Source organism: Hyalangium sp., assembly GCF_035629615.1.
Lineage (GTDB): Bacteria > Myxococcota > Myxococcia > Myxococcales > Myxococcaceae > Hyalangium.
In genome coordinates, this window is the sequence record NZ_DASPHO010000304.1 from 1 (window position 1) to 11,308 (window position 11,308).

At 69.7% G+C, this 11,308-nt stretch carries 10 protein-coding genes; 2 read left to right on the plus strand and 8 right to left on the minus strand.

The features are described from left to right. The 6 genes from VD972_RS15380 to mutM form a co-directional block, all read right to left on the minus strand. On the minus strand, positions 1-183 hold a 183-nt coding region (locus VD972_RS15380), incomplete at its 3' end, for a dihydrodipicolinate synthase family protein (protein WP_324987434.1). Between the two features lie 17 nt (positions 184-200). Continuing rightward, positions 201-1,442 carry a diaminopimelate decarboxylase gene (lysA, locus tag VD972_RS15385; protein WP_324987437.1) on the minus strand — a complete coding sequence of 414 codons (1,242 nt, stop codon included), beginning with the start codon at positions 1,440-1,442 and terminating at the stop codon, positions 201-203. Beyond that, on the minus strand, positions 1,439-1,657 hold the full coding sequence (gene lptM / locus VD972_RS15390; protein ID WP_324987440.1) for an LPS translocon maturation chaperone LptM: 219 nt from the start codon (positions 1,655-1,657) through the stop codon (positions 1,439-1,441). Before lptM ends, lysA begins: the two co-directional genes overlap by 4 nt. Positions 1,658-1,666: 9 nt before the next feature. After that, entirely contained in the window at positions 1,667-3,586 is a 1,920-nt protein-coding gene (locus VD972_RS15395) for a TIGR04551 family protein (RefSeq protein WP_324987442.1), read from the minus strand. A 112-nt stretch (positions 3,587-3,698) separates the two neighbouring features. Continuing rightward, positions 3,699-4,115 (minus strand): methylmalonyl-CoA epimerase, encoded by a 417-nt coding sequence (mce, locus tag VD972_RS15400; protein WP_324987445.1) that lies wholly within the window; start codon positions 4,113-4,115, stop codon positions 3,699-3,701. Beyond that, positions 4,112-4,939, minus strand: a complete 828-nt coding sequence (gene mutM, locus VD972_RS15405) for a bifunctional DNA-formamidopyrimidine glycosylase/DNA-(apurinic or apyrimidinic site) lyase (RefSeq protein ID WP_324987448.1) — start codon at positions 4,937-4,939, stop codon at positions 4,112-4,114. The genes mce and mutM overlap by 4 nt, the downstream gene beginning before the upstream one ends. Positions 4,940-5,083: 144 nt before the next feature. Between mutM and VD972_RS15410 the strand changes: the two genes are divergently transcribed. After that, on the plus strand, positions 5,084-5,683 hold the full coding sequence (locus VD972_RS15410; protein WP_324987451.1) for a Fe-Mn family superoxide dismutase: 600 nt from the start codon (positions 5,084-5,086) through the stop codon (positions 5,681-5,683). A 6-nt stretch (positions 5,684-5,689) separates the two neighbouring features. Here the strand turns inward: VD972_RS15410 and VD972_RS15415 are convergent, their stop codons facing one another. Both VD972_RS15415 and VD972_RS15420 read right to left on the minus strand, forming a co-directional pair. Next, positions 5,690-9,256: a two-component regulator propeller domain-containing protein gene (locus VD972_RS15415; protein ID WP_324987454.1), complete on the minus strand. Its 3,567-nt coding sequence runs from the start codon at positions 9,254-9,256 to the stop codon at positions 5,690-5,692. 186 nt (positions 9,257-9,442) lie between these two features. Beyond that, the gene (locus VD972_RS15420; RefSeq protein WP_324987456.1) at positions 9,443-10,399 is read right to left on the minus strand and encodes a Ku protein; all 957 of its coding nucleotides are present in this window, start codon (positions 10,397-10,399) and stop codon (positions 9,443-9,445) included. 250 nt (positions 10,400-10,649) lie between these two features. Between VD972_RS15420 and VD972_RS15425 the strand changes: the two genes are divergently transcribed. Continuing rightward, positions 10,650-11,308 (plus strand): M48 family metalloprotease (locus VD972_RS15425; RefSeq protein ID WP_324987459.1); only part of this gene is annotated, 659 nt, incomplete at its 3' end.

The following is an 11,308-nucleotide window of genomic DNA, read 5'->3' on the forward strand; positions in this document are numbered from 1 at the left end:
GCGCGAGCTGGGCGCGGACGGCGCGCTCATCGTCACGGCCTCGCCCGTGGTGCCAATGGGCAGCACCCCGCTCGTCCCTCCCGCCACCTGCCGATCAATCAGCGCGCGGTAGGCTTCCTCGTCGAGCTTCCCATTCTGAAAGGGCGTGGCGAGCGCCGTCATGGAGCCTTCGAAGGTCTTCATGAACGCCGCTTATACGTTCAGGCCCGCTCGCCGCGCCAGAGATCCTCGACGGTCTCTCGCTCTCGAACCACCCGCCAGGCCGCCCCGTCCACGAGCACCTCGGCAGGCCGAGGCCGCGAGTTGTAGGTGGAGGCCATGCTCATGCCGTACGCCCCGGCGCTCATGACCGCGTACAGGTCCCCCTGCTGGGGGAGCACCAGCGGCCGGGCCCGGGCCAGCACGTCACTGGACTCGCACACCGGACCCACCACATCCACCTCGACGGCCTTGCCACGCCGCTTCACCACAGGCTGCAGGGCGTGGTGGGCCTCATAGAGCGCCGGGCGGATGAGATCGTTCATCCCCACATCCACCACCACGAACGTCTTCGAGGGCGTGCGCTTGCGGTACAGCACGCGGGTGAGCAGCACGCCTGCGTTGCCCACCAGCACCCGCCCCGGCTCCAGGATGAGCGAGGCGCCGGTGTCCTTCACCGCCTCGAGCACCGTGCGCGCGTACTCCTGGGGAGAGGGCGGCGTCTCGTCCGTGTAGGTGATGCCCAGGCCACCGCCGATGTCCAGGTACGCCAGCGGGTGCCCCTGCTCCTTCAGCGAGCGGTACAGCCCCGCCACCTTGGAGATCGCCGCCTTCATGGGCGCCGCGCGGGTGAGCTGCGAGCCGATGTGGCAGTCCAGCCCCACCGCGCTCAGCCCCTTCAGCTTCCGGGCGCGGGCGTAGAGGGCCACCGCCTCCTCGAAGGGGACGCCGAACTTGGAGGTCTTCAGCCCGGTGGCGATGTGGCGGTGCGTGCGCGCGTCCACGTCCGGGTTGACGCGCAGGGCGAAGGGAGCGCGGCGTCCCACCCGGCGCCCCACCGCGTCGAGCGTCTCCAGCTCCTCGGCGCTCTCCACATTGAACATGAGGATGCCGGCGGCGAGCGCCCGCTCCATCTCCTCGGGCGTCTTGCCCACCCCGGCAAACACCGTCTTCTCCGGCGCCCCACCCGCCTGCCGCACCCGCGCCAGCTCTCCGCCAGAGACGATGTCGAAGCCACCGCCCGCCTCCGCGAAGAGCCGCAGCACCGCCAGGGTGCTGTTGGCCTTCACCGAGTAGCAGATGAGGTGGGGGTGCTGCCCGAAGGCCTCCGTCACCACCCGGAAGTGCCGGGTGAGCGTGGCTGCGGAGTAGATATAGGTAGGCGTCCCCACCGCTTCGGCGATGGCGGGCAGGGGCACCTCCTCCGTGTGGAGGACGCCTCGACGGTAGCTGAAGTGGTTCACGTTCCTGGGTCCGGCGCAGGGCCTGGCGCGGCGGGCTCGAGGGGGCCCCGCGTGGGATCCCCCAGCGGCTGGGTCGCCGGAGTGGGCGAGGGCTGCGTCTCCGCGGGAGGCGGCGGCGGAGGCTCGGGGGGGCGCGGGGCCCCCTTGATGCCGCAGGCCGCGACGATGAGGCCCAGGCCCAGGAGGATGACGAGGCCGCGAGGCAAGCGGTTCATGTCCGCGGCCTAGAAGCGGATGGCGAGCGTGCCGCGTATCGCCTGAGCCGTCTCGAACTCCCGGCGGAAGAGCGAGCCCTCGGGCTCCTGCAGTCCGCCCATGGGGAAGAAGATGCCCCAGTTGAGGCCGGCCACGAAGCCATCCTCGGTCTCGTAGCGAGCCCCCACATCCACCTCGACGCCCAGGCTGCGGCTGGTGGTGGACGGCGTGGACTCCGCGTAGAGCGCCTGCGAGTAGATGACGCCGCCGTACAGATCGAACCCGTCCGCCAGCGAGTACTTCATCGAGGGCTTGATGTAGGCCGCATCGGTGAGGCCACCGATGATCTCGCGCCAGAGGATGAGATCCACGCGGTAGGCGCGGTTGAAGCGGAAGTTGCGGATGGCGTTGTCGGCGCAGCCGCCCACACCGCAGCTGTACTGCGGGCCATCCACTTGCTCGCCATCCGGGTTGACGACGCGGCCGCGCTGGTACTGCCCGAAGCCCGCGGCCTTGTCACCCGAGGCGAAGCCGAGTTCCAGCCCCAGGTGCAGATCCCCGTTCAGCAGCTTGTACTCGCCCTGCGCCACGCCGCCGAACTGGAGCACGCGCAGGGACTGGTTCTGCGCGGGGTTGTTGACGTCGTTCACGTTCAGCGCCCGGTTGTTGATGCTGCCGTAGATCGCCGCGAGCTCGACCTCGACGCGGAACAGGCGCTCCTCGTAGCGCAGCCACAGGTCCGGCACGTACAGGGTGGCGTCGCGAGGCACGAAGTCGGCCACGGAGGACTCGTCCGTGTCGATCGTGTTGGGATCGTCCTGCCGGGGGAAGGCCTCCCAGCGCTGCGTGCGGTAGGTGAAGTGCAGGCCGTAGTTGAGCACGCCCTGGTTGTTCTCCAGCTTGTCCTTCACCTGCTGGTCCGTGTCCCGGCGAGCGATGGCCAGCACGTAGCTGTGGCTGTCGTCCGCGTTCGACACATCGAACGCCTCGCGCTGCGCATCGCCGGTGCGCTCCTGGCTGGTGGTGCCCTCGGCGTTGAAGTCGATCATCGGCGTCACGTAGAAGCCGGAGAAGGGCTCGGTGACGAACTGGACGCGATCCACGTTGTCGCCGAAGTCACAGTCCAGGCAGTTGCCGTCGTTGCGCAGCATGCCCAGGCCCCAGTGGCTGCCCATGCGGCCAAAGCGCAGGATGCCCACCGGCGTGCTCACCTCACCGTAGGCGCGCTTCACCGAGAGGGTGTCCCTCAAGGCGTCCACGGCCGAGCCGTCCTGGCTCTCGGAGAAGATGGCGAACTGGTTCCGGCCGCTGTCCAGGGTGAGATCCGGCGTGGAGCCGAGCAGGAAGTTGTCCAGCAGATCCAGCTGGAGCTTGAGGCGGACCTCCTCGGAGACGTTGAAGGTGGGCTCCAACCGCACGCGCATGTTGGCGCCGGCCTGGGTGTTCTCCGTCTCCGAGCGCGAGGGGAACAGCGCGAGATCCCGATCCTTGCCCAGATCGAACTTGTAGAAGAGGTTCGGCCGGACGCGGAAGTAGCCGTCCAGTGTGAAGATCTCCAGCTTGCGCTTCTCCTCCGTCCACTCCTGCTGCCAGTCGGAGGACAGGGACTGGGTGGCCATCTGCGCGCGGATCTCCTCGCGCATCTCCTGCTTGGCGGCCTCCAGCCGGCGATCCAGCTCGCGCTGCATCTCCGGAGTCAGCTCGCCCTCCGGAGCCGCGGCAGTGCCCCCGGCAGCCGGAGCAGGCTGGGCGGTCGCGGGCTGGGCGGGCGGAGTTGCTGCTGGCTTCTCGGCGGCAGGGGCAGCCTGGGCCAGCGGGGTGGGAGAGGCCGGCGCAGGCTGGGCGGACGCGGGCGTCCCGCTCTCGGGCACCGGCGTCTTCTTTGGCGACGTCTGGGCGGTGGCCGTGGCGGAGGCGACGAGCAACGCCGCCAGCAGGACGTGGGACATGTTCACGTTTCTCCAGGACCGCGCAGGGCGGCCGAGTCGAGAGGGCGCGGGAGTTAAGCCACGGGGGGGAGGGGTGTCAACGTCAACCACACGCTCCTTCACACCGGTCAACTCAAGGCTTGGGCCCCTGGCGCAGCTCGATGAGCACGCCGTGGCTCCCCTTGGGGTGGATGAAGGCCACCTTCGCCCCCCCCGCCCCGGGCTTGGGCGTCTCGTCGATCAGCGGCGCTCCCTTGGCCCTCAGCGCTGCCATGGACGCCTCGATGTCCTCCACCTCGATGCAGATGTGGTGCAGCCCCTCGCCCCGCTTGTCGAGGAACTTCGCCACCCCCGTGTCCGCAGAAGTAGGACAAATCAGCTCTACCCGGCCCGCGCCGTGGCCGAAGATGGCGGTGCGCACCTGCTGCTCGGGCACCTCTTCGATCTCGGCCAGCTCCAGGCCCAGCACATCCCGGTAGTGAGAGATGGCCTTGTCCAGGTCCTTCACGGCGATGGCCACATGGTCCAGGCCCTTGGCTTTGACGTTCATCGCTTCTTTCCCTTGCTTCGCAGCGGTTGGCACTTCGAGCAGAAGTGCGTGGTGCGCCCCCCCTGAGTGAAGGACTGAACCTTCGTCCCGCACGTGGGGCAGGGGGTGCCAGCTCGGCCGTAGATGAGGAACGGATTCTCCGAGTCCTTCTCTTCCAGGTACACCGGCTCCTCGCCCTGCTCCTGCTGCAGCGCGGACCGGAACGTCTCGAGGATGGCCTGGGTGAGCCGCTCCCACTCCTCGGGCTTGAGCGAGGCGGGCTTGCGGGCCGGGTGCAGCCCGGAGCGGAAGAGCGCCTCGGCGGCGTAGATGTTGCCCAGGCCCGCCACACGCCCCTGGTCCATGAGCGCGACTTTGAGGTCCTGCCGGGAGCGGACGAGCGCCTCCCGGAGCTGCTCCGGGGTGAGCCCGTCCGCCAGAGGATCCCTGCCGAGCTCCTGGATGGCCCTCAGCTGGCGTAGCCGGGCGGCGGGCGCGGGCTCCATTCGCCCGAAGAGGCGGGAATCCTTGAAATGGATGACGGCGCCGTCGTCCAGGTGGAGGCGGGCGCGGCTGTGGGGCTCCACCCGGCCCTCCGGGCGCCGGACGAACTTCCCCGTCATCCCCAGGTGGGCCAGCAGGCCGCGCTCGCCCTCAAACGTCAGCAGCAGGTACTTGCCCCGCCGGTCCAGGGACTCGACGCGCCCCGAGAGCTCGGCGAACTTCGCACGCTTGGCCCCGCGGAAGACACGGGTGTTGTCCGCCTCGGCCTTGACCACACGGCGGCCGTGGAGCCAACGCGCCAGGTTGCGCCGGGCGATCTCTACCTCGGGAAGCTCAGGCATCCGCAACAGCCACATAGCACCGTGCGCCGGGCCCGCGCATTTCTTACTTGTTCATGCGCGTACACCCGCGAGAAGTTGCACGCGCCAAACGCCGGCACCTCTCCTAATGAGAGGCGCCTCATCTCTACCCGCATGGGAGGAAGTATGGCCGACAAGAAGTACACGCCGATGCAGTTTGCGAACTGCAAGGGCCTCAAGGGCATCAGCGACGCGGTGCTCGAGGTCCACTTCAAGCTGTACGAGGGCTACGTCAACCGCACCAACAAGCTCACCGAGACGCTCTCGGGCATGGCCACCAAGGGCGAGGCGGCCGGGACCAACCCGATGTACGCGGAGATGACCCGCCGGTTGGGCTTCGAGTACAACGGCGTCGTCCTCCACGAGTACTACTTCGGCAACCTGAAGGCGGGCGGCAGCGGCGCCACCCCGCCGGCGAAGCTGAAGAAGGCCATGGAGGAGAGCTTCGGCTCCTTCGAGACGTGGCTGGCGGACTTCAAGGCCATCTCCACCATGCCGGGCATCGGCTGGGCGGTGACATTCCAGGATCCGCGCAACGGGTGGCTGTCCAACCACTGGATCACCCTGCACGAGACGAACAACATCGCCGGCTTCAGGCCCATCATCGTCATGGACGCGTGGGAGCACGCCTTCGTGCCGGACTACAAGGCCAACGAGCGCGCCAAGTACGTGGATGCGTACTTCTCCAACCTCGACTACGACGCCGCCGAGGGCCGGCTGAAGTAGTCGCCCTCACGCGGCATGGCCGGACCCAGGCGCGCGGGCCTGCTTCACCCACTCGCGCACCTGGTCCCGCAGCTTGTCCGAGTCGAAGGGCTTCTCCAGCCGCGCGTTGCTCACCCGCTCCAGGAACTCCTTGGCTGCGGGTGTGTACGCCCCGCCGGTGATGAACACCATCCGCCGGGCCTGCTCCGGAGCCGTCTCCTGGAGTTGCGCGTGCAGATCCATGCCCGTCATCTCCGGCATCATCAGGTCGCAGAGGATGACGTCGTAGCCGCCCTGGGGCGAGGTGAGCAGCTCCAGCGCCCGCCGGGCGCTCACCACCCCCTCCACCTCGTGCTCGCGCGAGAGCGTCCGCCGCAGCGCGGAGCTCACCAGCGGGTCGTCATCCACCACCAGCACCCGGCCTCGCACCCCGTCCCCGGCTCGAGCCTGCACGGCCTGTGGTGCAGCCACCACCGCGCTGCTCGCCGCGGGCAGGATCACCCGGAACAGCGTGCCCTGCCCCACCTGGCTCTCCACCTCGATGCGCCCGCCCATGGAGGTGATGAAGGCATGGCACAGCGCCAGCCCCAGCCCCGTGCCCACGCCCACCGGCTTGGTGGTGAAGAACGGATCGAAGATGCGGCCGAGCACCTCGGGAGGAATCCCGCTCCCCGTGTCCCGCACCTCCGCGACGACCTGGCCCTGGCCAGCGCGCCTCAGGACGAGCCGGACCTCGTTCTGCTCGGGCTTGCCCTCCGGCAACGCGTGGGCCGCGTTGATGATGAGGTTGAGGAACACCTGGGACAGCCGCGCCTCGTTGCCCTCCGCGGGTGGCACGTCCGCCGCGTACTCGCGGATGAGCTGGGCGCGCGGGCGCAGCTCCCCGGCCGCCATCTTCGCCGCCGAGTCCATCACCGCCCGCAGATCCACCGGCCCCCGCGTGTCCTCGTCCTGGCGCGAGAACGTCTTCAAGTCCTTCACGATGCGCCGCACCCGATCCGCTCCCATGAGCGCCTCGCGCAGCACCTGCAGCAGCTCGTTCAGCCGCTCCCGCGTCTCCTGCAGGCCTTCCTCCCGCCGCGCCAGCTCCGCCAGCTCCTCGCAGGCATGATCCAGGTTGGACATGATGTAGGAGAGCGGGTTGTTGATCTCGTGCCCGACGCCGGCGGCGAGCGTGCCCACCGCCGCCATCTTCCCTGCTTGCACCAGCTGGGCCTGGGTGGCGCGCAGCTCGCGGAGGTTGGCGTCCAGCTCCCGGGTCCGCTCCTCCACCCGCGCCTTGAGCCAGCGCTCCCGCGTCTTGAGCCTCCCCACGCGCCACGCATAGCCGCTCGCCACCACTCCGCCGAGGGCCAGCGCGCACAGCGCATAGAACCACCGCGTCTGGTGGAACCACGTCCGCAGCGTCACCTCCACCGCGGCCCCGGGCTCCACCCACCGCCCATCCCGGCCGCGCGCCGTCACCTCGAACCGGTAGCTGCCCGGTGGCAGTCGCGGGTACGAGACTTTGCGCCGCTCCTCGGCATCCACCCAGCCGCTGTCATACCCCTCCAGCCGGTAGCGGAAGGGCACCCGCTCTGCGCCGTGCGGCACGAAGGCGGTGAAGCGGATGTCCAACCCCTGCTGGCCCGGCGCCAGCTCCAGCCGCTCGGAGAACGGCACGGGCTGGCCTTGGACCCGGAGCTCCTCGATGTGAGGCCGCGGCGGTGGGAGCTGGAGCCGGGCGTCCTCCGGCTTCACTCCCGCCACGCCATGCAAGGTGGCGAACCAGAGCCTCCCATCGCGCGCTCTCCACCCGGACGGCTGGCCACCGCCGTTGCACTCGCTGGCCCGCATCCCATCTCGATCGTCGAAGAGGAGGCCGTGGACCCGCTCGCGCCGGCCGTCCAACACCTCCTCCAGCTCGCGCCGGCTCACCCGTGAGACGCCCTTGTTGTTGCTCATCCACAGGTGGTCCTTGGAGTCCGGCAGGATGCTGTAGGCGGTGTCGTCCGGCAGCCCCTGCGCAGCAGTGATGGAGGTGAAGCGCCCGTTCTTCAGGCGCGACACGCCCGTGAGGGTGCCCACCCACAGCGAGCCGTACGCGTCCAGGTGCAGGCTGAAGACCGAGTTTCCCGCAAGCCCATCGTGGACGGTGAAGCGGGTAAAGGTGCCGTGGGCGAAGCGCACCACGCCGGAGTGAGTGCCGTACCAGATCGTCCCCGAGTCCTCGCGCACCATGGGCATGATGAGCTCGACGGTGAAGCCCTGCTCCGGGCCGAACACCGTGGCGCGCCCGCCTCGCAGCGAGACGAGCCCCTCCGAGGTGGCGAACCACATGCCGCCATCCGGCTCCGGGACCATGGCCCAGACAGTGGCGCCCGGAGGCATTCCCTGCTCGGGCCCCAGGAGGAGGAAGCGCTGCCCATCGAACCGGTAGGGGCCTGAGTACGTGCCCACCCAGAGCGCGCCGTCTGGGCTCTCCGCCAGCGAGCGGATGCGCTGGTCCTCCAGCCCTTGCGCCGCGCCGATCCGGGTGATGACGCCCCCCTTCATCCGCTCCAGTCCTCCCCTCGAGCCCCCCCACCACAGCGTGCCGTCCTGCGTCTCCAGCACCGAGTTGAGAGATTGGAAGGTCGAGCCCTCCGGCACCCCGACAGGAAGGAAGGGGCCGCTGCTCAGGCGATGGACGCCATCCCGGGGAGTCCCCACCCACAAGCTCCCGTCCCCTGCCTCGAGCAGCGTCTGGATGAGCTCGTTCGCCAGGCTCTGCGGGGCCGTGGCGGCGGCAAAGCCCCTCGCGCCGCGCCGCAGCAGCCCGTTCTCGGTGCCCACCCAGAGGTTGCCATCCCGATCCTCGAGCAGCCGCGTCACGGCCATCCGGGGGATGCCCTGCTCGGCGCCATACGCGGTGAACCGGCCTAGGTGCAGAGAGAGGAGCCCCCGGGTCGTGCCGATCCAGAGCGTGCCATCCCGCGCCAGCCACAGGCTGGACACTTGCGGCGCATCGGGCCCAGGCAAGGGGGTGAGCTCTACCGAGTCCCCCCTCACCCGCACCAGGCCCTGGGAAGAGCCCCCCCACAGGCCGCCCGCGCCATCCCCGATGATGGCCCAGGCCCGGCTGCCGGGCAGCCCGTCCCGGGCCGTGTAGTTCCGCCAGGGAGCCTCGCCGGAGACGGGCGCCCTCGTCACCCCCACGGGCGAGGAGATCCACACGGAGGTGCCGTCCGCCACGAGCCCATAGATGGGCTGGCTCTCCAGTGTGCCCGCTTCCGGGACCCCCCGGAGCTGGCCCTGCTCGTAGCGAAGAATCCCCTGATCCGTACCCACCCAGAGCACGCCGGACGCGTCCACCACCAGCGCCTGGATGAGCTGGGAGTGCATCGCGGGCGAGCCCTTGCGGTCGAAGACGGTGAGGCGCGTTCCATCGAACCGGACGAGCCCCTCGTGGGTCCCGAACCACAAGTACCCGTCGGGCGTCTGCGCGATGGCAATGACCGAGATCTGCGGCAGGCCGTTCTCGCTGCGCCAGGCCTGGTGGTTGTACTGCGAGATGCGCCGGTCCGGCTCCAGGGCGACGGCCGCCGTGCCCACCCCCCACGTGGCAAGGAACACGAGGACCCGCAGGCCCCCCCACCTGTGCCACCGCTGTTCCTGAGCTCCCATGGAGCGCCCAGTGTCGCCTTGGCAGGGCCCTCAGGAAAAGAACTGAACTCCGGGCCACCCTCGGAGGGGATGCTCTCGGAGCGGAGTCTCGTTTGTCAGCCGGCCGCCGCATGCCTGCCCGGCTCCCAGGCCCGCTCAGTGCGGCTGGGAGTTGCCCGTCCCGGGAGGTGTCACGGGGCCCTCGCTCTCCACTTCCTCGCGGGCCCGGACCTCGCGGGCCGCCTGGGGACGAAACCGCAGCGCGCCTCGTTCCGCCGGCCGCCGCTCCACCCGGACAGCCCCGCGCCCGGCTCGACGCAGCGCAGCAATCCCCTCCTCGATGCGCCGGAACGCCTCGGCCCGCTCCGCGGCGGCCCCAGGCTCGGGAGGCGCGGCGGGCAGCGCCACCGGCTCTGCGACCTTCGACTGGGCCCGGGCGCGCCGCGCCAGGAAGGAGAGCAGGCGCTCCCGGTGGGTGTCATGGTAGCGGCGAGGCTCGAAGGCGGTGGCCTGCGACTCGATGAGGCGCAGCACCATGTCCACCTCCTGCTCGGAGGGGCGCGGCCCCAGCACGGCCAGCTCCGGCAGCGTGTCCTGGGAGACCTGCTCTTCCGCGTAGTACAGCGTGGAGAGCGCGAGCGCTCGTCCGAAGGGCCGCACCACGCACAGGTGCCCCTTGTGACGCATGACCAGGTGCCCGAGGCCGACCCGGCCAGAGCGGCCCAGCGCCGCGACGAGCAGCGCGTACTGGCGCTCCGCACCCGCCTCCGGCACGAGGTGGTAGGTGGCCTCATAGAACCCGGGGTCGATCTCCCCCAGCTGCACGAAGTCCTCCAGCTCGATGGCGCGGCTGGACTTCGGATCGAACGCCTCCAGCTCGCCGCGTGTCACCTCGACATACTGGCCGGGCTGCAGCTCGTAGCCCTTCACCACGTGCTCGTATGCCACCTCCTTGCCATCCACCGAGCACACCCGCTTCTGGCGGATGCGGCCCCCATCCGCTTCGTGCAGCAGGTGGAACTTCACCTGCCGGGGCTCCACCGCGGGGTAGAGCCGCACTGGCACGTGCACCAGTCCAAAGCTCAGCGAGCCGACCCAGCAAGGACGTGACATCTGAGGCCTCCTGGCGTCCATGCACGGAGCGCCGAGCTCAAACGTCCATCCCGTGCCCGGCAGCGACAAGGGCCGCCCGGCTCCCTGCTGGGGCTCCAGCCGGGGGACTTTCCCAGGCAGAGCGTTGCATAGCGGCCACCTGCCCTCGTCCCGCCCAAGAAGCGGCACGGTGATGCTTGCCGCGGCCCGGGCTCCTGACTACGAGTCCGGCGCAACCTCACGCAGCGTCTGGAAAGGAAGAGTTGTCTCTATGCAGCGCATCCTCTCGATATTCCTGGGTGTCACCCTCGCGGCGGGCCTCGCCACCGGCTGTGCGAAGCAGCGCATCGTTGCGGAGAAGGCCGTCGCGGACGCCCTGATCTCGGACGAGCAGGAGGAGAAGATCGGTCTTCAGGTGAAGCAGGAGCTCGAGCAGAAGGAGAAGATCCAGTACGTCCAGGACCCGGCCGTCCTGGAGTACGTGAACCGGATCATCACGCCCATCCTCCAGTCGGCCAACCGGGATCGGAAGGGCGTGAAGTGGAAGATCAACGTCATCAACGACGCGAAGACGGTGAACGCCTTCGCCACGCCGGGGGGCTTCCTCTACGTGTACACGGGCCTGCTGCTCGCGGCGGACAACGAGGCCGAGGTGGCGGGCGTGCTGGCGCATGAGGCGGGCCATGTGGTGGGCCGGCACTCGGCGCGCGCCATGGTGAATGCCTATGGCCTCAATGCCCTCGCCGAGCTGGCGCTGGGCAAGAACCCGGGCGCGGCGGCGCAGATCGCCGCGCAGCTCGTGGGCGGCGGGGCGATGCTGGCGCACGGCCGCAGCGAGGAGACAGAGGCGGACGAGTACGGCGCGAGGTATGCGACGGCGGCCAACTATGACCCGCGCGGCCTCATCAGCTTCTTCCAGAAGCTCCAGCA